The organism is Streptomyces sp. NBC_00878, assembly GCF_026341515.1.
In the GTDB taxonomy this organism is placed as follows: domain Bacteria; phylum Actinomycetota; class Actinomycetes; order Streptomycetales; family Streptomycetaceae; genus Streptomyces.
Genome location: NZ_JAPEOK010000001.1, coordinates 408655 through 428344, shown reverse-complemented (window position 1 = coordinate 428344; position 19690 = coordinate 408655). Strand labels below are relative to the sequence as shown.

Annotated in this window: 17 protein-coding genes; 9 read left to right on the top strand and 8 right to left on the bottom strand. The window is 71.7% G+C overall.

Translation table 11 applies throughout. The features are described 5' to 3' along the window. Positions 1-106: 106 nt before the first annotated feature. Positions 107-2707 (top strand): AAA family ATPase, encoded by a 2601-nt coding sequence (locus OHA11_RS01615; protein ID WP_266491225.1) that lies wholly within the window; start codon positions 107-109, stop codon positions 2705-2707. A 116-nt stretch (positions 2708-2823) separates the two neighbouring features. Further along, positions 2824-4221 carry an FAD-binding oxidoreductase gene (locus tag OHA11_RS01610; protein ID WP_266491223.1) on the top strand — a complete coding sequence of 466 codons (1398 nt, stop codon included), beginning with the start codon at positions 2824-2826 and terminating at the stop codon, positions 4219-4221. Positions 4222-4307: 86 nt separating this feature from the next. Here the strand turns inward: OHA11_RS01610 and OHA11_RS01605 are convergent, their stop codons facing one another. From OHA11_RS01605 to OHA11_RS01590, 4 genes are all read right to left on the bottom strand, one after another. Continuing rightward, positions 4308-5117, bottom strand: coding sequence for an SAM-dependent methyltransferase (locus tag OHA11_RS01605; RefSeq protein ID WP_266491221.1), 810 nt, complete (start codon positions 5115-5117; stop codon positions 4308-4310). A gap of 35 nt (positions 5118-5152) precedes the next feature. Further along, on the bottom strand, positions 5153-5668 hold the full coding sequence (locus OHA11_RS01600; RefSeq protein WP_266491218.1) for a hypothetical protein: 516 nt from the start codon (positions 5666-5668) through the stop codon (positions 5153-5155). 240 nt (positions 5669-5908) lie between these two features. Next, on the bottom strand, positions 5909-6154 hold the full coding sequence (locus tag OHA11_RS01595) for a DUF397 domain-containing protein (protein ID WP_266491216.1): 246 nt from the start codon (positions 6152-6154) through the stop codon (positions 5909-5911). Between the two features lie 3 nt (positions 6155-6157). Next, on the bottom strand, positions 6158-7024 hold the full coding sequence (locus OHA11_RS01590) for a helix-turn-helix transcriptional regulator (RefSeq protein WP_266491215.1): 867 nt from the start codon (positions 7022-7024) through the stop codon (positions 6158-6160). Positions 7025-7269: 245 nt separating this feature from the next. Here OHA11_RS01590 and OHA11_RS01585 point away from each other — a divergent pair, with 245 nt between their 5' ends. Further along, the gene (locus OHA11_RS01585) at positions 7270-8694 is read left to right on the top strand and encodes a hypothetical protein (RefSeq protein WP_266491212.1); all 1425 of its coding nucleotides are present in this window, start codon (positions 7270-7272) and stop codon (positions 8692-8694) included. Between the two features lie 35 nt (positions 8695-8729). Here the strand turns inward: OHA11_RS01585 and OHA11_RS01580 are convergent, their stop codons facing one another. Beyond that, on the bottom strand, positions 8730-9560 hold the full coding sequence (locus OHA11_RS01580) for an SDR family NAD(P)-dependent oxidoreductase (protein WP_266506868.1): 831 nt from the start codon (positions 9558-9560) through the stop codon (positions 8730-8732). 153 nt (positions 9561-9713) lie between these two features. Here OHA11_RS01580 and OHA11_RS01575 point away from each other — a divergent pair, with 153 nt between their 5' ends. Both OHA11_RS01575 and OHA11_RS01570 read left to right on the top strand, forming a co-directional pair. Beyond that, positions 9714-10274: an ATP-binding protein gene (locus tag OHA11_RS01575; RefSeq protein ID WP_266491210.1), complete on the top strand. Its 561-nt coding sequence runs from the start codon at positions 9714-9716 to the stop codon at positions 10272-10274. After that, a complete protein-coding gene (locus OHA11_RS01570) occupies positions 10271-11050 on the top strand; it encodes a DUF6624 domain-containing protein (RefSeq protein WP_323186502.1) in 780 nt (259 codons plus the stop codon). The genes OHA11_RS01575 and OHA11_RS01570 overlap by 4 nt, the downstream gene beginning before the upstream one ends. A gap of 104 nt (positions 11051-11154) precedes the next feature. On the opposite strand, the gene OHA11_RS01565 is transcribed toward OHA11_RS01570, so the two are convergent. Further along, the gene (locus OHA11_RS01565; RefSeq protein ID WP_266491208.1) at positions 11155-11508 is read right to left on the bottom strand and encodes a hypothetical protein; all 354 of its coding nucleotides are present in this window, start codon (positions 11506-11508) and stop codon (positions 11155-11157) included. 171 nt (positions 11509-11679) lie between these two features. Then, complete coding sequence (locus OHA11_RS01560) at positions 11680-12570, bottom strand: PaaX family transcriptional regulator C-terminal domain-containing protein (RefSeq protein WP_266491206.1); 891 nt, start codon at positions 12568-12570, stop codon at positions 11680-11682. A 350-nt stretch (positions 12571-12920) separates the two neighbouring features. Between OHA11_RS01560 and OHA11_RS01555 the strand changes: the two genes are divergently transcribed. The 4 genes from OHA11_RS01555 to OHA11_RS01540 all read left to right on the top strand — a co-directional run bounded on the left by OHA11_RS01555 (position 12921) and on the right by OHA11_RS01540 (position 16426). Continuing rightward, a complete protein-coding gene (locus OHA11_RS01555) occupies positions 12921-13898 on the top strand; it encodes an ABC transporter substrate-binding protein (protein ID WP_266491204.1) in 978 nt (325 codons plus the stop codon). Positions 13899-13999: 101 nt separating this feature from the next. Next, a complete protein-coding gene (locus tag OHA11_RS01550; RefSeq protein ID WP_266506864.1) occupies positions 14000-14758 on the top strand; it encodes an ABC transporter permease in 759 nt (252 codons plus the stop codon). Next, positions 14755-15537 carry an ABC transporter permease gene (locus OHA11_RS01545; RefSeq protein ID WP_266491201.1) on the top strand — a complete coding sequence of 261 codons (783 nt, stop codon included), beginning with the start codon at positions 14755-14757 and terminating at the stop codon, positions 15535-15537. The genes OHA11_RS01550 and OHA11_RS01545 overlap by 4 nt, the downstream gene beginning before the upstream one ends. Positions 15538-15586: 49 nt before the next feature. Continuing rightward, complete coding sequence (locus tag OHA11_RS01540; RefSeq protein WP_266491200.1) at positions 15587-16426, top strand: ABC transporter ATP-binding protein; 840 nt, start codon at positions 15587-15589, stop codon at positions 16424-16426. Between the two features lie 79 nt (positions 16427-16505). Here the strand turns inward: OHA11_RS01540 and OHA11_RS01535 are convergent, their stop codons facing one another. Next, positions 16506-19559 carry a helix-turn-helix transcriptional regulator gene (locus tag OHA11_RS01535; protein WP_266491198.1) on the bottom strand — a complete coding sequence of 1018 codons (3054 nt, stop codon included), beginning with the start codon at positions 19557-19559 and terminating at the stop codon, positions 16506-16508. Positions 19560-19690 lie beyond the last annotated feature (131 nt).

The window sequence follows — 19690 nt, the reverse complement described above, 5'->3', positions numbered from 1 at the left end:
GCCGAATCCACCTACGCCCCCAACTGAATCCACCTACGCCCCAGCCGAATCCAACTACGCCCGCCGAGGCACCGTCTTCGAGGCGAACGCGTGCCAGAATCGCAGCGTGGATGGGGGGATCCTCGAACGAGACCACGAGCTGGACCGACTGGCCGCCGCCGCGCGGGACGCGGCCGATGGAGCCGGGTCGGTCGCGCTCGTCTTCGGTGAGGCGGGCATCGGCAAGTCGAGCCTGCTGAGGGCCATGCCGGCCGTGCTCCCCGCGAAGGCCCGTGTCCTGGTGGGGGAGTGCGACGACCTGGCGACGCGACGGCCGCTCGGCCCGTTCCGCGACCTCGTCGGCAGCGTCGGTGCCGAACTGGCAAGGGCCCTCGCGGTGGGCGGCGACCGGTCCCGGGTGTACGACGCCCTGCGCATGGAGCTGACCGCCGCCCCGCACCCGGCCGTCCTCGTCGTCGAGGACGTGCACTGGGCCGACGAGGCCTCGCTCGACGCGCTGCGGTTTCTTGTGCACCGGGTGGAACGCCTCCCGGCGCTCCTGGTCCTCACCTACCGCGACGACGAACTGGACCGCCGCCACCCACTGCACCACCTCCTCGGCCAGGTCTCCCGCGCCGAACGCGTGCACCGCCTGCCGCTGTCCCGGCTCTCCCCGGACGCCGTGCGCACACTGAGCGCGGTGAGCCGCCTGGACCCGGCGGAGGTGTACGAGGTGACCTCGGGCAACCCGTTCTTCGTCGCCGAGGTGGTGGCGGCCGGCGGCACCGGCGACGTTCCGCCGACCGTGGTCGACGCCGTCCTGGCCCGGCTGCGCGGCCTGGACGACCACACCCGGGACGCCCTGGAACAGCTCGCCGTGGTGCCCTCAGCGGTCGAACGGCCCCTCGTCGACGCGCTGTTCACGGACGGAGTGGCAGAGCTGGCCGCCGCCGAACAGCGCGGACTGCTGACCGTGACACCCGAACGGGCCGGATTCCGGCACGAGTTGATCCGCCGGGCCGTCGCCGACTCGCTGCCCGCCGCGCGGCGCATCGAACTCAACCGCCACGTCCTGGCCGCGCTCGTCGCGAAGCCCGGCTCCGACCCGTCCCGCGTCGTCCACCACGCGGCGGAAGCCGGCGACCAGGAGGCCGTCGCACGCTACGGCCCCGATGCCGCCCGGGACGCCGCGGGCGCCGGCGCACACCGCGAGGCTGCGGCCCACCTGCGGCTCGTCCTGCGACAGCGCGACCGGTTCGAAGCCGCCGAACTGGCCGATCTGCTGGAGCGGTACGCCGTCGAGAGCTACACCATCGCCGATTCCGCGGCCGCCGTCGACGCCGAGCGGGACGCGGTCACCCTGCGCCGGTTCCTCGGCGACACCCGGGCGCTCGGCGCCGACCTGCGCTGGCTGTCCCGTATCCACTGGTGGGCGGGCGACGCCGACGAGGCCCAGCGTGCCGCGCGCGAGGCCATCGCCGTACTGGAGGACGCGGGCGACGACCGGCTGCTCGCGCTCGCCCTCAGCAACACCTCCCAGCTCCACATGCTGGGCGAACGCACCGCCCAGGCCATCGACTTCGGCGAGCGCGCCATCGTCCTGGCCCGCCGCACCGGCGACAACGCGATCCTCGCGCACGCCCTCAACAACGTCGGCACCGCCCGCTGGCGCGCCGGCGACCCGCTGGGCCGCGCCCAGTTGGAGGAGAGCCTGAAGGTCGCACTGGCCGCGGGCGAGGTCGAGCACGCCTGCCGCTCGTACGCCAACCTCATCTGGACGCTGCTCGAACGGCTCGAGTACACCGAGGCCGACCGCTTCCTCGCCCCCGGCATGGCGCTGGCCGACCGGGCGGAACACCTCGGCTTCCTCAGCTATCTCCATGTCGCGATGGCGCTGCGCCGGTTCGCCGCCGGAGCCTGGGACGACGCGGAGCGGCACGCCGAGCTCGGCACCCACGAGTCCGTACCCGCCCGGAGTCCCGCCCTGACCGTGCTGGCCCGGGTACGCGTCCGCCGTGGCCGGAGCGGCGGCGACGAACTGCTCGACCAGGCCTGGGAGATCGCCGTCCGCACCCGCGAACTGCAGCGCACCGGCCCGGTCGCGGCGGCCCGCGCCGAGGCCGCCTGGCTCCGCGGCGATCACCAGGCGATGGTCGAGGCCGCCGACGAGGTCTTCGAGCAGGCGTGCCGCCTGTCCGCCGTACCGCACCGCGCCGAACTCGGCCACTGGCTCAGCAAGGCCGGGCGCCGCGTACCGGCGGACGGCTCGGACCATCCGTACGCGCTCCAGACGGCCGGACGCTGGCGCGAGGCGGCCGAGATCTGGCGCGCGGCCGGCTGCCCGTACGAGCACGCCGCCGCCCTCGCCGAGAGCACGGACCCGGACGACAAACTCACGGCCCTCGCCGGTCTGGACGCGCTCGGCGCGGAGCCGTTGGGACGCCTGGTCCGCGGCGAACTGCGGCGGCTCGGTGTGCGGCACATTCCGCGCGGCCCGCTGCCCGCGACGCGGGACAACCCCGCGGGCCTCACCGAGCGTCAGCTCCAGGTGATGAGGCTGCTGGCCCAGGGACTGACCAACCCCGAGATCGCCGAGCGGCTCGTGCTGTCGGTCCGCACGGTCGACAACCACGTCTCCGCCGTACTGGACAAACTCGGCGCGCGCACCCGCAGACAGGCCGCCGCCCGCGCCACGGAGCTGGGGCTGATGCCCGGAGGTGAGACCTAGGTAGCCGCCGACGCCGAGGTGAGTGGTCGGCACGGATATCCGCGCACGGGGGACGGGACTAGAAACGGGCGCATGGAAGGGGCCCGGAAGCCGGGTCCCAGGATCGGGGGATGCACATGTCCGTCACACCAGCACAGGCGGCCCGGCAGGAACTCACCCAGTTCAAGGGGGAGTTGATCGGGCCGGACGACTCCGCCTACGACGAGGCCCGTCCCGTCTACAACGCGATGATCGACCGTCGGCCCGCCCTGGTGGCGCGCTGTACGAGCGCCGAGGACGTCACGCACGCCATCGGCTTCGCCCGCGCCCACGACCTTCCGCTCGCCGTACGCGGTGGCGGGCACCACGGCGCGGGACTCGGGACCTGCGACGGCGGCGTGGTCGTCGACCTGTCCCCGCTCAAGGACATCGAGGTCGACCCGGCGGCCAGGACGGTCCGCGTCGGCGGCGGCTGCGTCTGGGGCGAGGTGGACCAGGCCACCAACGCGCACGGTCTGGCCACCCCGAGCGGCATCATCTCCACGACCGGTGTCGGGGGCCTCACGCTCGGCGGCGGCCTCGGCCATCTCTCCCGCAAGTGCGGGCTGACCGTCGACAACCTGCTGGAGGCCGAACTCGTCCTGGCGGACGGCCGGTACGTGCGCGCGAGCGCCGACGAGAACCCCGATCTGTTCTGGGCGATCCGTGGCGGAGGCGGCAACTTCGGAGTCGTCACCTCGTTCCGGTTCCGGCTGCACGAGGTGAGCACGGTCGTCGCCGGCCCGACGTTCTGGCCCGTCGAGCAGTGCGCCGAAGTCCTCGCCGCCTACCGCGACTTCATTCCGCACGCGCCGCGCGAACTGAACGGATTCTTCCTGATCGGCGCCGTCCCGCCCGCCCCGCCGTTCCCCGAGGAACTCCATGGGCGCAAGGCCTGCGGTGTCGTCTGGTGTTATGCCGGAGAGGACACGGACGCCGCGGCCCGCGCGATGGCACCGCTGCTCGACGCCCTGCCGCAGCCGATGCTGCACGGCCCCGCGCCGATGCCGCACCCCGCGATCCAGGGTGCCTTCGACGGCCTCTACCCGCCCGGCGACCAGTGGTACTGGCGTGCCGACTTCGTCAACGAGATCCCCGCCGAAGCCATCGACCTGCACGCCAAGTTCGGCGCCGAACTGCCGACCATGAAGTCGACGATGCACCTGTACCCGATCGACGGCGCCGTCCACGACCACGCGCCGACCGACACCGCCTGGAGCTACCGTGACGCACGCTGGGCGTCCGTCTACGCGGGCGTGGACCCCGACCCGGCCAACGCCGACGACATCAAGCGGTGGACCGTCGACTACTTCGAGGCCCTCCACCCGTACTCGGCGGGCGGCGCCTACGTGAACATGATGATGGACGAGGGCCAGGAGCGCGTACGGGCCAGCTACCGCGACAACTACGCCCGGCTGGCCCGGATCAAGGCCGAGTACGACCCGGCCAACCTGTTCCGGCTCAACCAGAACATTCAGCCGGCCGCGCGGCCCTGACCGGCCGGACCCGCACCCGAGACCGGCCCTGGCGCCAACGGGGGGCGTCAGGGCCGACGATGGGCGCAGGGCGCAGGGCGCAGGGCTCAGGGCTTGCGGGCGATGCCCCCGTACACGTCCGTCGGTTCCGGAGTGGTGCCCGGCTCGGGGCGCCACAGCGGACAGGAGACGATGCCGGGATCCAGCAGTTCCAGGCCGTCGTAGTAGACGGAGATCTGCCGTGGGCTGCGCAGCACGTACGGGACGGCGCCGGTGTCGTCGTAGCCCTCCTGGGCACGCTTCAGTTCGGCGTCGGTGTCGGTGCTGTCGTAGTGCACGAAGTAACTGCCCGACGGCAGGGCGGCCTGGAGGCGGCGGACGATCGACTGGGCCTCCTCGTAGTCCTGGATGTGGCCCAGGATGCCCATCAGCATCAGCGCGACGGGCTTGTCGAAGTCCAGGATCTTGCCCGCGGCCTCGATGATCTTCTCGGGCTCGTGCAGGTCCGCGTCGATGTAGTCCGTGACGCCCTCGGGGGTGCTGGTGAGCAGTGCCTGGGCGTGCCGCAGTACCAGCGGGTCGTTGTCCACGTAGACGATCCGCGACTCGGGCGCCACGCGCTGGGCGACCTGGTGGGTGTTGTCGTACGTGGGAAGGCCCGTGCCGATGTCGAGGAACTGGCGGATGCCCAGCTCTCCGGCGACGAAGGTCACGGTACGGATCAGATAGCCGCGGGAGGCGCGGGCCATCGTCTCGATGTTCGGCGCGATCTCGCGGTAGGCGTCGCCCGCCTCCCGGTCGACCTCGTAGTTGTCCTTGCCGCCCATCCAGTAGTTCCAGATGCGGGCCGAGTGCGGCACCGTGGTGTCGATCTTGGACAAAGCGTCTTGGTCGGGAGTGGATTGGCCGTCTGCCATGGGAGGTCTCCTGCCGTGCGTCACGCGGTCTGTCACTAACCTACCGTCAACTTCCGTTTGCATCGCCCCAGTTGAGGAGGCGTGGCGGTGGACGCGCGTAGGGGCGGGCCGGGGCCGGCGATATCGAGAGTGACGACGGGGACGTGCTGGGCGAGGGTGCGGACCGCACGGAGGTAGGCGTCGGCCGCATCGGCGCTCTCCGTGCCCGTCTCTCGTCCCGAGTCCGTCACATGGAGCAGGGCGCCGTCCCGTTCGGCCACGGACTCGGCGAAGTCGAGCGCCTGGATCCAGGTCACCCGGGAGTGCCCGCGGCGCAGTGGCCCGTAGACCAGTTCGTGGATGATGCCGCCGTCGACCGCCAGGCGGCCGGGCGCGGCGAGGAGTTCGCGGTACGGACGCGTCGGGTCCACATGGTGCAGATGGCCCCGTGAGCGCCTGATCATGAATCCGTTGCGGACCAGTTCGGCGAGCAGTCCGCTTCGGTCGATGCCGTCGGGGCCCTCGACGACCAGTGTCCGGCACCGGCCGAGGGCCTCATGGAGCGTGCGCATGCCACTCCCTCCAGGACGACCGACTCGCTCAGTGTGGCCGGGCGACCCGCACGGCGGGAGTGCGCGTGCGGGTTGTCCGGTTGTGCGGCCGTAGTGGTGGACGGTTGTGCGGGCGTAGTGGCGCTGCCCGGCCCGGGCGAACGGTGGCGTCCGGGCGAGTGGTGGCGTCGGGGTGTGCCGTGGTGTCCGAACGCGGGCTCGTGACGCGGGAGTTGGGCGCGGTGCCGGGCGACGCGGGTGTCAGGCGACGAGGAAGTCGGCCTGGCCGGACTTCGCGCCCTCCAGGAACGAGATCATCTCGTCCCGGGTGTAGATCAGGGCGGGCCCGTCCGGGTCCTTGGACTGGCGGAACGCGACGCTGCCGTCGGGCAGTCGCTTGGCCTCGACGCAGCTGCCGCCGTTGGTGCCGCTCCAGGGCTTCTCCCAGCCCTCGGTTCCCAGATCGATGGCGGGCATGCCGCTGTAGGTGGGCTCCATGGAACTCATGGCTCACAACTCCTTACGCAGTTCAGCCAGGATGGCCCTGGTCCGAGTGACCGGCTCCGCCTGCACGGACATCCGGTCCATTACTTCGAGGTACGTCACGACGTCGGCCGGCCGGTCGACGTAGACCGAGCCGACGAGGCTCTCGGTGTAGACGACATCGGGAAGTTCGGAGAAGCCGAAGCGGAAGTGGTGGAACGGGCCGAACGCGCCCGGGTGGGCTCCCACGGAGTAGCGCAGGATCTGGATCCGGACCTTCGGCATGTCCAGGACCTCGTTCAGCCGGTCGATCTGGGCCCGCATCACCTCGGCCCCGCCCACCGGACGGCGCAGCACCGTCTCGTCCAGGATGGCCCAGACGGCAGGCGCGCTGGATTTCGCGAGCAGGTCCTGGCGCTTGAGGCGCAGGGCGACGCGGCGGTCGATGTCCTCCTTCGTCTCGTTCGGAAAGCCGATGTGCATGAGCGCTGCCGCGTAGTCGTGCGTCTGTAACAGGCCCGGGACGTAGTGGGGTTCGTAGAGACGGATGACGCTGGCTTCGCTCTCCAGGCTCACGTAGGCGCTGAACCACTCCGGCAGCACGTCACGGTACGAGTACCACCAGCCGGGCTGGTTTGCCTCCCTGGCCATGGCGAGGAAGTCGTCTATCTCGGAGTCCGGAACTCCGTAGGTGTGCAGCAACTCCCTGACGTAGGGGATACGGAGGCCGACCTCGGCCTTTTCGATCCGGCGGACCGTCAGAGGAGTGACCTCGATGGCCCGCGCCGCGTCCTCGAAGGAGACTCCGGCCTGTTCCCGCAGATGTCGGAGCCGCTTGCCGAGAACCATCCGCAGGACGGTCGGTGCGCTGCCGCCCGAGCGGTTGTCGCTCACGTCCTACCTCCCGGAACGGCCGTCACAGCGTGCAGTGTGCCACGGCGTCGGCGGCACAGACAGAGCGATGCGGATCGTTCTGAAATTATCAGAACGCTTGTTGCGGGTTGTGCGTGTCGGCCATCATAGTGACCGAGTGACCTGCCGCACAGTCCGGCGGCTACGGCGCACAACAGCGCACCGCCGCCGTGGAGTTGACGCCCTGGCAGGAAGGGCGGACCGCAGCACCGCGATGCGAGACCTGGATGGCCAGCGTGACCGACGGACAATCGAGGAGCCCGAGCAAGGGGCCCGCCGGGGCCAACAAGGCACTGGCGGCCGCCCTCAGAGACGCCGGCTGCTCCTACGCCTCGCTCGCCCTGCGGGTCAACGAACTGGGGCGCAGACAGGGTGCGGACTCGAACTACGACAAGGCGTCGGTCACCCGCTGGCTGAACGGCCAGCAACCCCGGGCAAACACGCCGGAGTTGATCGCCGCCGTGCTGTCCGAGCGACTCGGCCACGCCGTCTCGCCCACGGACCTCGGCTTCCTGCCCCCCGACCAGCAACGCCCGGTCGCCGGCAGGGCACTTGTGTACCGCGAAGACCTGGCAGACACCTTGCACACCTTGGCCGAACTGGGTTCCACCGACATCTCCCGCCGCAGCCTCCTCGGCGCGGTCCCCTTCGTCGCGGGCGCCCTGACGAACCCTCAGCGCGAGTGGCTGCTCTGGATGGTGGAGCACGCCGGGAACAACGACGCCGCTCGGCTCGCGCCGGTCACCGACGGCGGGCCCGTCGAGCAGGTGCACGCCATGATCGGCATGTTCGACCAGATGGACAACCACTTCGGCGGCGGGGGAGTGCGCACCAGCATCGTGCACTACCTGTGCACCGAGGTCGTGCCCCTGCTCCAGCGCCGAGGCACCCCCCCGCACCAGCAGCGACTGCTGTACGCCGCGGCCGCCCGCCTCGCCGCGATGGCCGGCTGGAGTTCGTACGACGCGGGGGAGTACGGACTCGCACAGCGCTATATGACCCAGGCGCTGCGGCTCTGCGCCGAGGGCCGCGACCGCGTGCTGGGCGGCCAGATCCTGGCCGGTCTCTCCCACCTCGCCACCAGCCTCGGCCGCCCGGACGAGGGCGTGGCACTGGCCAGGGCGGGCATCGCGACCGCGAAGGACTCGGGCAGCCCGCTCGGCCTGATGCGCCTGTACGCCATGTCGGCGCGCGGACACGCGGCACGGGGCCGCTCCGGCGAGACGGCCGAGGCCCTGAAGCTCGCGGAACAGCAACTGGACGCGAGCCGGGGAGCCGCGCAGGAGTCCGCGTGGGTGAGCTTCCTCGACCACCACTATCTGCAGGCCGAGTCCGCCCTGTGCTTCCGCGACCTCGGCCTCGCCGCGCAGGCGGAGCGCACCGCCGGTGAGTCCGTCGACGCCAACGCCGACCGGCGCAGGCGCCAGGCCATCAGCCGTTCCGTACTGGCGACCGCGCACCTCCAGCAGAACCGCCTCGACGAGGCCATCGGCACGGCGACCGAGGCGCTCGACACCCTCAGCGCGATGCACAGCGAGCGGTCCATCCAGGCCCTGCGCGACTTCCGCAGGAGGCTGGAGTCCCGCCGCCACGAGCCGCTGGTCCAGGAGTTCGAGCGCAGGTCCCGACCGGTGCTGGGGGCGGTGGCATGACCATCGGCCCAGGCGCGACCGGCCCGTCCGGCGGCTCAGTAGCCGTCGGGGGAGGGCGCGTTCTGGGCGCGGTCCACGGGCAGATTGGCCCCGGAGATGCCGCTCGACCAGTCCGACAGCAGGAATGCCACCACGCGCGCCACCTCCTGCGGCGCGACCGGCTCCCCGCCCGGCAGTTCGGCCGCCGTGAACGCGGCGAAGGCATCGGGTTCTTCTCTGCGCATCCGGTCCCAGCGGCGGCCCGGGATGAGCATCGATCCCGGCGAGACGGCGTTCACCCGGATCCCGTCCGGGCCGAGCTCGCGGGCCAGGGAGGCGGCCAGATGGATCTGCGCGGACTTCGCGGTTCCGTACTGCGCGTTCGGGCCCGGCTTCCAGCCCGAGATCGACGAGATGACCACGACCGAGCCACCGCCCGCCGTCCGCAGATGGGGGACGGCGGCCCGTACCAGCCGCGCGGTGTGTCCGACGTTCAGTTCCCAGGTCGCGGCCCAGTCCTCCGCGTCCGACCCTTCGAGGCCGCGCCCACGAGAACCGCCCGCACAGGCCACCACCCCATCCAGGCCGCCGAAACGTTTCGCCGTGGCGGCGACAAAGGCTTCCAGCCGCTTCGGTTCGGTGACATCGAGAGCTCGGGTGAACAGCCGGTCGGGCGCCACGGCATCCAAGCTCAGCGTCCCTCTCAGCGCCTTCAGGTCCCGTGCCGTACGCGCGCACGTCGCCACCCGGGCGCCCTCGGCGGCCAGCAGTCGCACGATCTGCTCGCCGAGCCCGCGGGTGCCGCCGGTGACCAGCACCCGCTTGCCGCTCACGCCGGGCCAGCCGCGGGCACCCTGCCCGCTGTCGACCGCCCGGCCTTCGCCCACATTGCTCACGCGATCGAACATACATGCCAAACCACTACGCGCCCGCAACCGGACAACCCCCGCACCCCCTGGTCTCCCGCCGCTCCGGCCGGTTGGCTGCACGAGCAGCCACCGAGACCGTCCCCCACCCGTGCTGCACATGAAGGAGGCACGATGACGGCATCCAGGGCGCACCGCCGTCGGCCGTCGCCGTCGCTGACGCACGGCGTGGACCAGGACGCCCCCGTCGGCGGGCCCTGGGCCGGTGAGGCGGCCCAGACCGTTCCGGTCGGGCCCGCGGCTCCGGCCGCCCCCCTCGCCGTGAGCGGGCCCCGGCTCCTTCGCATCGTGGTCCCCGCGCAGGCGTCGCGCGCTTCGGGCGTGCGGCGCACGGTCGCCGAACAGCTGTCGTACCTGCGTCTGCCGGCCGAGCGGCTCGACAACGCCGTCCTGGCCACGGACGAACTGTTCGCCAACGCCGTCAAGTACGGCAGCCCCGACGCCGGTGACATGGTCACCGTCACCGTCGAGTGCACGGACCACGAAGTGCGGGTGACGGTCGCCGACCGCTCGCCCGACCTGCCGCGCCACCGCACGGCGGACGTCGCCGAGGAGTCCGGACGCGGGCTCGCCATCGTGGCCGCGCTGGTCGACGACTGGGGCATCGCACCACCCGCGCCGGGAGAAACGGGGAAGCGGGTGTGGTTCTCATTGGAAATTCAGGGGGTGTCATGAGCGGTTCCGGCACGCCGGGTCACGTCGCGCACGCCACGGCGCGGGAGGGGCGTACGGGGGTCGTCCCCACTCCGGGGCAGGAAGGGCGTGCGGGGCGTACGGGGCAGGTGGGTGAGCCGGGTGACCCGCCTGCCCTGGGGCCTGCCCCGGCGGACCCGGGCCGGGACGCGCACGCGGGGCGCACGCATGACACGGCGGGGGAGGGCGGCGCGGGGCGCACGCACGACGAGATGCGCGACGAGCTGGACGAGGTGCGGGAAGGGCGTCCGGTCGTGGTCCCGGCGCTCGCGGCCGCCCTCGCCCGCGAACTGGTCCGCAGAGCGGACGAGGACCAGCGAGTGACGAGGGAGGCGCACCGCAGTCCCCCGCAGGTCGCGCGTCGCCGTGTCGCCGAGTGCCGAAAGGGCAACGCCGAAGCGCTGAAGACCATCGTCGAGCGACATGCCTGGCCGACCGCCGACCTCGTCGGCGCGCCCGCCTCGACGGCTGCGCTGATGATCCTCCTGCACGCTCCGGACCTCGACTTCCAGCTCGCGTGCCGCGACCTGATCGCCCAGGCCACGGCGGACGGACGCTGTCCCGCGCCGCACCACGCGTACATCGCCGACCACTGCGCCGTCGAACTCGGCCAGCCGCAGTTCTACGGGACCCGGGTCGACCCCGCGACCTTGTGCCCGTATCCGGTCCGTCAGCCCCGGACGCTCGACGAGCGGCGCGAGGACGTCGGGCTGTGCCCGCTCGACGAGCAGATGCGGGCGCTGCGCCTCGGCAGGTGAGGGCCACGGCTCGGTGTGCGGGCGTACCGCTCAAGGGCCGGGCGGCTCTACGGCTCAGTGGGCGAGCGGACGGGTGGACGAGCGGACGAGTGGTCCAGCGGCGGCTACGGCTCCAGCCGCAGTTGCCATTCCTGTTCCTGGTCGCCGGAGACCATCCCCTCCTCGCGCACGGTGAACACGGCGGTCAAGGTCTCGTCGGCCCGGCGCACCGCCTCCGGGCTGCCTTGCAGGGTGACGGTCACGGGGGCGGAGAGCCGTGGTGCGGCCGGTGGCGTGACACCGGCACCGACCGGCACGTCGTTGTCGAACGCCGCTGTGTGGACCGTGGCGCCTCCGTCCCCGGGCAGGTCCTCCGCCGCTCCGAAGGCGGATTCGAGGGTGTGGACGACCGCCCGCGCGTCGGCGGCCGTGCCGCCGCTGAGGGTGAGCGTCAGGGCGAGATGCGTGCCAGGCGTCATGACCAGCCTCCTCTTCTCGTACGGATGCGCGCCGTCCCGTTCGTGTAACCGGTCGTCCGTGCCACAAACGGCGGCCCGGCCCCGCGTGGGCCTGTCTCCATCACACCGCCATCCACCCGACCTCGCAGCCGCACCGCCAGGTGCCGTGGGCGATCGCCGGCGTTCGCCGGGTCAGGACGGCCGCAGCGGTGCGGTCTCCATGAGGTCGGCGGCGATCCGGAGGGCGGGCTCCTCGGTCTGTTCCGCGATGCGGTGGAAGGTGTCGTGGGCCGACCGGGCGGGCCAGGCGGCGGGGAGGTGCCGGGCGGGCAGCCGCGGGTCCGTACGGATGATCCGGAGCCACTCGCTGGTCAGGCGCAGCTGGGTCCCGAGCGGATCGCCGGAACCGGAGCTGGGCCCGGAGCTGGGCCCGTCGGTCCAGCGCTTGTCGAAGTCGGCGTACCGGGCGCCGACGCCGTCCAGGTCCCAGGTGTCGCGGATCATCAGGCCGATGTCGGTGGCCTCGTCGGCCGTGGCGTGGAAGATCTTGACGTGGGCCGTGAGTCCGAGTTCGGAGACGAGTTCGGACACGTCGAGGTCGCCGGGCGCGATCCACAGCCCGCTGTACAGGGGGCCGAAGCCCGACCAGGTGAGCCGGGAGCGCAGGTCGTGCCGCTGGCGCTGGCAGGACTCCGGCAGTGAGAAGCCCAGCAGCGTCCAGGTGCCGTCCCAGTCGTCGTTGACGGCGCCGGTGTCCCTGAGCCGTTTCCTGCCGTTCCAGAGGATCTCCGTCGCTTGCGGGGTCAGGCCGAAGTACATCCGGCGCCCCTCCCGCTGACGTCGCAGCAGACCGCGGTTGACCATGCGGGTCAGGGTGGACCGCACCGCCTGTTCGCCGACCCCGGCGCGGGCCAGTACGTCGATGACGCTGCCGGAGTACACGCACAGGGGCCCTTCCTCCAGGACATGCCCGCCGAAGAAGGCGAACATCAGCGACTGCGGGCGCAGCTGCGGTCCTTCGGGGACGTCCACGGCCGCCTGTGGAGCCTCGTCGTGCACGTGGGAGAGGGTACGGCCGTCCACTGTGCAACCTCCCTTGTCCGGAGTACTGACAACGCGAAGATAGATGTGTAGATTGCGGCCGTCAAGAAAGTGCACAACGTCCGGACGGGCCGGAAGGCCGTGACGAAGCCGCGGATCTACTCCCCGCTCCGCTGTCTCGTCGTCGGCACTCCGCGCGTCCGGCGGCTGCGGCTCCGGGAGCGCCCGAGGCCGGGCCGGCTACCGAAGCCGGTTCGGCGTCGACTTCCGACGCGTTCCCGGAGCTCGCGGTTCTCCGCTCGACCGGCTCGACCCGCTCGGCCTGTCCGGTCACGGTCGCGGTCACCGTGAGGTGTGCACGCCACCAGAGGTGTTTCCGTCAGGAGGAGCCCATGCAAAGGCGCATATTCGGGCTAGCCATAGCCGTGGTCATGGTCGTAGGCGCGGCCGGATGCGGGTCCTCGTCCTCTTCGAGCGGCGTTTCGGCGTCCTCCGGCGGAGGCGGGACCACGGAGGTCAAGGTCGGCATCATCCCGATCGTCGATGTCGCACCGCTCTATCTGGGCGACAAGAAGGGCTTCTTCAGCAGCCGGGGCATCAAGCTGAAGATGGAGAGCGCCCAGGGCGGCGCGGCGATCATCCCCGGAGTGGTGAGCGGCCAGTTCCAGTTCGGCTTCAGCAACACCACCTCGCTGATGATCGCCCAGACCAAGGGCGTGCCGGTCAAGTCGGTGGCCAACGGCGCGGCCAGCAACGGAAAGCTCGGGGCCGACGTCACCGGCGTCGCCGTCAAGAAGGACAGCTCGATCAAGTCGCCCAAGGGCCTCGCCGGGCAGACGGTGGCGGTGAACACCCTGCAGAACATCGGGGTCCTGACAGTCCGCGAGTCGGTCCGCAAGGCTGGCGGCGACCCGTCCAAGGTCAAGTTCGTCGAGATGCCGTTCGACCAGATGCCGGCCGCCCTGGACGGCGATCAGGTGGACGCGGCCTGGATGGGCGAGCCCGCGACGACGATCGCCAAGGCACAGGGTGCCCGCGTCATCGCCTCCCCGTTCGCCGAGACCGACCCGAAGCTGACCGTGGCCACGTACTTCACCTCGGCCAAGGTGATGCAGGAGAACCCGGAACTCGTGAAGAAGTTCAGCGAGGCGATGGCCGAATCGCTGACCTACGCCTCCGAGCACCCCGACGAGGCGCGCCAGATCCTCACCTCCTACACCAAGATCAGCGGCGATGTGCTGGAGAAGCTCATCCTGCCCAGCTGGCCGGCGGAGATCGACATGGCCTCCCTGGAGAAGCTGGCCGTCCTCGGCGAGGAGGACGGCATCTTCGGCGACAAGAAGCCCGACCTGAACGCGCTGTTCTCATGACCAGCCCCGGTCTCACCCCTGTACTGGCGGAGCCCGCCGGGACCGACTCCGGTCCCGGCGGGGCCGAGGCACCCGCCCGGCGCGGTCCGGTCCCGGTCGCGATGCTGCGCGGCCTCGCGGGTCTCGCCGGACTGGTCGCGGTACTCGAAGTGCTGCCGCACACCGGCCTGGTGTCGCCCGACTACCTGCCGCCCGCCTCGGAAACCGTCCGCACCCTGGGGAGCCTGCTCGCCGAGCCCACGTTCTGGACCGCGCTCGGCGACACCCTGACCGGCTGGGTCCTGGGGCTGGCCGTCGCCGTCGTGGCGGGCGTCGCCGCCGGAGTGGTCATCGGCTCCGTACCCGTACTGCGCGCGGTGACCGCCTCCACCATCGAGTTCCTGCGCCCCATCCCGTCCGTGGCACTGATCCCCGTCGCCGTCCTGCTCTACGGCACCGACCTCAGGTCCAAGTTGCTGCTCGTGGTGTACGCCTCCTTCTGGCAGGTGATCGTCCAGGTCCTGGCCGGCATGCAGGACGTCGACCCGGTCGCCGAGGACACCGCCCGCAGCTATCGGTTCGGCACCTGGGGCCGGGTCCGCCACGTCCTGTGGCCCACCGCGCTGCCGTACGTGATGACGGGCGTACGGCTCGCCGCCACCGTGGCGCTGATCCTCACCATCACCGCCGAACTCGTCATCGGCGCCCCGGGACTCGGCCACGAGATCGCCGTCGCGCAGGTGTCCGGCGCCGTACCGGAGGTCTACGCCCTCGTCCTGGTCACCGGCCTGCTCGGCGTCGCCGTCAACCTCGCGGCACGAGCGGTCGAACGACGGGCACTGCACTGGCACCAGTCCGTACGCACGGAGGTGACCGCATGACCGCCCTCTCCGTCCTGCGCCGCGGGCTGCTGGTACTGGGCCTGCCCGCGGTCCTCTTCACCGTGTGGTGGTTCGCCACCGCAGGAAGCACCGACTTCTACTTCCCGCCCCTGGCCACCATCCTGGAGAGCTTCGGGAAGGTCTGGACGGCGGAACGGCTGCTGTCGGACGTGGTCCCGAGCCTGCTGCGCCTCGTGGCCGGCTACCTCCTCGCCGTGGCCCTCGGAGTGGGGCTCGGCCTGGTCGTCGGCACCCGGCGGGCCGTACGGGACGTCCTGGAACCGGTCCTCGAACTCTTCCGGGCCATCCCGCCGCCCGTGCTCGTCCCGGTGATCATGCTGTTCGCGGGCATCGGCGACACCATGAAGGTGCTCGTCATCGTCAGCGGCTGCGTGTGGCCGATCCTGCTCAACACCGTCGAAGGCGTTCGCGCGGTGGACGAGGTGCTCGGCGACACCTGCCGCTCCTACGGCATCACCGGCGCCGCGCGCCTGCGGCATCTGGTGCTGCGCGCCGCGAGCCCGCAGATCGTCACGGGCATGCGCCAGGCCCTGTCGATCGGGATCATCCTCATGGTCATCAGCGAGATGTTCGCCGCCAGCAACGGCCTGGGCTTCACCATCGTCCAGTTCCAACGCTCCTTCGCCATCCCCGAGATGTGGAGCGGCGTCCTGCTGCTCGGCATCCTCGGCTTCCTCCTGGCCCTGCTCTTCCGGTTTGCCGAGAACCGCGCCCTGGCCTGGTACCACGGTCTGCGCCGCGCGCAGCGCAATCCCTGACGCACCCCCCGACGCAATCCCTGACGCAACGCCTGACAAGGAGACGTCGATGCTCGACGTACAAGACCTGCAGAAGATCTACACCGGTCGGCACCGCAACGTCGAGGCGCTGCGCAACCTCACCTTTCACATAGCCGAAGGCGAACTCGTGTGTCTGGTCGGGCCGTCGGGCTGCGGCAAGACCACGCTGCTGAAGTGCATGGCGGGCCTGCTCGCCCCCACCCGGGGCGAGGTGCGTCTTGACGGCCGCCCGGTCGCCGGGCCACCGCCCGGCATGGCGGTCGTCTTCCAGGAGTACGGCCGCTCCCTGTTCGCCTGGATGAACGTGCGCGACAACGTCGCCCTGCCGCTGCGCCGCAAGAAGCTCGGCAAGGCGCGCGAACGGGAGTTGGTGGACCACGCCCTCGAAGTGGTCGGCCTCGCCGACGCCCACCAGGCCTACCCCTGGCAGCTCTCCGGCGGTATGCAGCAGCGGGTCGCCATCGCCCGCGCCGTCGCGTACGAGCCGAAGGTGCTGCTGATGGACGAGCCGTTCGCGGCGGTCGACGCGCAGACACGTGCCGAACTGGAGGACCTCATCCGGCAGTTGTGGCGCGACCTGGGCGTCACCGTCCTGTTCGTCACCCACGACATCGACGAGGCCGTCTACCTGGGGCAGCGCACCCTGATCCTCTCCAAGTCCCCGACCGTCGTGCAGGAGGACCTCACCATCGATCTCCCCGACGAGCGCGACCAGTTGCACACCCGCTCCAGCACGCGCTTCGCCGAACTGCGCGCACACGTCTATGAGCAGATCCAGCGGGCCAAGCACCACCACGGGGACACGGCCCCGGGCCCGGTGGCCGCGGACCGGGCGATCGAGCCCGTGCTCCAGAAGACCGAGTCCTGAGCGTCCGGCGGCGGGCGGTGAGCGAGGCGCCGCCCCGGCGGCAGACGGCGCCTCGCCGGTGCCGATGCCTCTTCGGCGATCAGCCCGAAGCGGACGGCTCCGACTCGACCAACCCCTCGCGGTAGGCGATCGCCACCGCCTCCGTACGGCTGGCGGCGCCCAGTTTGGCGAGGATGTTGGAGACGTGGACGCTCGCCGTCTTGCCGCTGATGAACAGTTCCTCGCCGATCTGGCGGTTGGTGCGGCCGCGCGAAAGAAGCAACAGGACGTCGTTCTCGCGTGCCGTCAGCATCGGTGCCCGGCCGGCCGTGGACGCGGTCTCCGCGAGGCGGCCCCGGCGGATCAGCTGCTCGACCTCGTCGCGCAGGGGCACGGCGCCCAGCCGGACGGCCGTGTCGCGCGCGGCCCGCGCGTGCTCGGCGGCCTCGTCGCGCCGCTCCGCCACCAACAGGGCCTCCGCCAGCCGCAGTTGACAGCGGGCCTGCTCATAGACGTCCCCGTAGCCGAACGCCACGACGGCCTTCTTCCAGGCCTCGACGCTCCGTTCGGCGCTCCGTTCAACGCCCCGCTCGACGTCCGGTTCGCCCTCAGGTCCGCCGTCCGGTTGGGCACAGGCCCGCGCCCGCTCCGCCTCGGCGCGTGCCAGCCACGCCAGTCCCTCGGGGCCCTGCGGCGTATCGTCCTCGCCCTTGTTCGCCGTGATCCGGGCCAGCTCCATCAACTCCGTCCCGGTCTCCGTCCAGCGGTCGGCACCTTCCTCGTCGCCGGTCCGTCGGGACTCCACGACCGCGTCCCCGATGGCGGTCAGGGCGAGGGCCGCGAGCCGTACGGCCACATGGGGCGTGGTGCCGGCGTCGTCGATGAGAGCGGCAAGCGTCGTACGGAACTGTTCGAGGGCCTCCTCCGCGTCGTGTCGCAGTACCGCGGCGTCGGTCAGGAGGAGGCCCGCGACGAGCGTGGCCATCCAGTCGAACGGCCCGTCGAGCAGGGCCCGGGCCCGCTCGACGGCATGCTGGTCACCGCGCGCCAGGGCCACGGACAGGGCGGGCCCGATCGCGTACCTGCCCGCCGTCGGCAGCCCGTCGAGCTCGGTCTCCGCGGCTCGGAGGCACTCGTCCCACTGGCCCAGGGTGTACAGCATCAGGGAGCGCAGATAGCGCATCTCCACCGGGTACGGAGACGAGAGGAGCCCGGCGCGGCCCGCCCGCTCCAGCCCCTCGGTGAGCCAGGTCAGGCATTCGTCCAGGTCACCGGATTCGTGCGAGCCGATGGAGAGGTTGAAGAGCGCGCGCATCTCGACGGAGGCGTTGCCCGCGCGGCGGGCCAGCTCACGTGCGTCCCGCAGCCTAGCCCGCCCCTCGGGGGTACGTCGGCTGCCCCCTTCCAGGCTGACCAGGGAGATCAGCAGATCGGCCTGCGCGTCGGACACGTCGAGTTCCTCGGCGATGCGCAGGGCCTTGCGGGCCACGCGGTGGGCGGCCTCGTCCTCGCCCATGTACGTCGCCGCCATGACATGCGTGGCCGCGGCCCACACCCAGGTGCGCGACGGAGGATCGGCGGGGATCATCGCGAGCGCTTCGTTGCTGTACGTGAACGCGGCCGCGAGGTTGTCGATGCGCATGAGGTTGCCCGCGAGCGTGTAGCGGACCCGGGCGGCCAGTTCGGAGTCCTCGTCGTCGCCGACTCTCGCGAGCGCGGACCGCGTCAGCGAGACGGCCCGGTGGGTCTCACCGGCGTGCGCGGCGGCCGCGGAGGCGCGCAGCGTCAAGGTGACCGTGTCGAAGCCTTCGGGCCGCGCGTCGGGCGGCACCGCCGACCACAGGTCGAGCGCGGCTTCCAGATGCCGCAGCTCCTCGGCGGGCGCCCGGACGCGGCCCGCGTGGTCGGCGGCCTCCAACGACGCGGCCAGCGCGTCGGCCAGGTCGTGGCTCTCCCGGGAGTGGTGGGCGCGCTCCGCCGCGCTCTCGGCCCGGTGGCCGCGCCCGGCCAGCACTCCGGCGAACGCCCTGTGCAGCCGAACCCGTTCACCCGGCAGCAGGTCGGCGTAGACGGCCTCGCGGATCAGGGCATGCCGGAAGGAGTACGTGTCGTCGTCACCGGGGACGAGGAGTTGCCGCCCGACGGCCTCGCGCAGGGCCGACTCCAGCTCCTCCTCGGGCAGTTGGACGGTGTCACGCAGCAGATCGTGCTCGACGCGGCGCCCCGCGACGGCTGCCGTGCGCAGCACCTGCTGGGCGGTCGCCCCGAGTTGCTCGAAGCGGATGAGCAGCACGTCGGCCAGCCCGCTCGGCACGGCGGACGCCGCCCCGGGCATGGTCTCGGAGGTGGCGGCGAGCAACTCCTCCGCGTAGAACGCGTTGCCTTCGGCGCGCTCGACGATTCGGCGGACGGTGGCATCGGGCAGAGGGGCGACCTGCTGGGCACGGACGAGGCGTGCCACCTCGCCGTCGGGCATAGGCCGCAGTTCGAGCCGCTCGACGACGGGCAGCCGGACGAGCTCGGCGAGCAGGGGGCGCAGCGGGTGTCTGCGGTGCAGATCGTCGGCGCGGTACGAGGCGAACACCGCGAGCCGCTGACCGGGCGGGCCATCCGCGACCGCGTGCCCTCCTCTTGAGCGGACCCGGGACTGGAGGATCCCGCGGCTGAGCAGGAAGCGCAGCAGGTCGCGGGAGGACTGGTCCGCCCAGTGCAGGTCCTCCAGGACCAGCAGCAGCGGAGCGGTCTCGGCGAGATCGGCCAGCAGACCCGCCATGCCCTCGAACAACTGCAGCCGTCCGCCCGCGCCTCTCGCACCGCCGCTGCCGTCGCCGAGCAGGCGGTCGACCACCGGGTGCGCGGCCAGGGCGGCGGAGAACCGCTCGTCGGCGGCGAGCACGCCCAGGATCTCGGTGAACGGCAGGTACGGCAGGCCCACGTCACCGAGGTCGACACAGTGACCTGTGACGACGGTCGTGCCGGACTCGGTGGCATGCCCCGCGGCCTCGGCCAGCACCCGGGTCTTGCCGACGCCCGCGTCCCCCGCGACGAGCACGGCACGCGGCTCACCGGCCCGGGCCCGGTCCAGGACTCGGGTCAGGCGGGCGAGTTCGTCCTCGCGGCCGATGAACGGCGTGGTGAATGAGGTGGTCGGCACACATCCATCCTGGCACGCACCACTGACACGGCCACCGGCCGAACGCCGACGACCGGCGCGGGCCAGGCCGTCGGCGGGGTCGCTCGCCGCGTCCGACAACGGCCGTTCACCGCGGCCGACAGTGGCCGTTC

What these genes read in the sequence shown, in the direction of transcription:
- OHA11_RS01585 (WP_266491212.1), top strand. Translation starts at nt 7,270, where the DNA reads ATGGCCAGCGTGACCGACGGACAATCGAGGAGCCCGAGCAAGGGGCCC.
- OHA11_RS01555 (WP_266491204.1), top strand. Translation starts at nt 12,921, where the DNA reads ATGCAAAGGCGCATATTCGGGCTAGCCATAGCCGTGGTCATGGTCGTA.
- OHA11_RS01540 (WP_266491200.1), top strand. Translation starts at nt 15,587, where the DNA reads ATGCTCGACGTACAAGACCTGCAGAAGATCTACACCGGTCGGCACCGC.
- OHA11_RS01570 (WP_323186502.1), top strand. Translation starts at nt 10,271, where the DNA reads ATGAGCGGTTCCGGCACGCCGGGTCACGTCGCGCACGCCACGGCGCGG.
- OHA11_RS01565 (WP_266491208.1), bottom strand. Translation starts at nt 11,508, where the DNA reads ATGACGCCTGGCACGCATCTCGCCCTGACGCTCACCCTCAGCGGCGGC.
- OHA11_RS01575 (WP_266491210.1), top strand. Translation starts at nt 9,714, where the DNA reads ATGACGGCATCCAGGGCGCACCGCCGTCGGCCGTCGCCGTCGCTGACG.
- OHA11_RS01600 (WP_266491218.1), bottom strand. Translation starts at nt 5,668, where the DNA reads ATGCGCACGCTCCATGAGGCCCTCGGCCGGTGCCGGACACTGGTCGTC.
- OHA11_RS01550 (WP_266506864.1), top strand. Translation starts at nt 14,000, where the DNA reads ATGCTGCGCGGCCTCGCGGGTCTCGCCGGACTGGTCGCGGTACTCGAA.
- OHA11_RS01545 (WP_266491201.1), top strand. Translation starts at nt 14,755, where the DNA reads ATGACCGCCCTCTCCGTCCTGCGCCGCGGGCTGCTGGTACTGGGCCTG.
- OHA11_RS01595 (WP_266491216.1), bottom strand. Translation starts at nt 6,154, where the DNA reads ATGAGTTCCATGGAGCCCACCTACAGCGGCATGCCCGCCATCGATCTG.
- OHA11_RS01610 (WP_266491223.1), top strand. Translation starts at nt 2,824, where the DNA reads ATGTCCGTCACACCAGCACAGGCGGCCCGGCAGGAACTCACCCAGTTC.
- OHA11_RS01605 (WP_266491221.1), bottom strand. Translation starts at nt 5,117, where the DNA reads ATGGCAGACGGCCAATCCACTCCCGACCAAGACGCTTTGTCCAAGATC.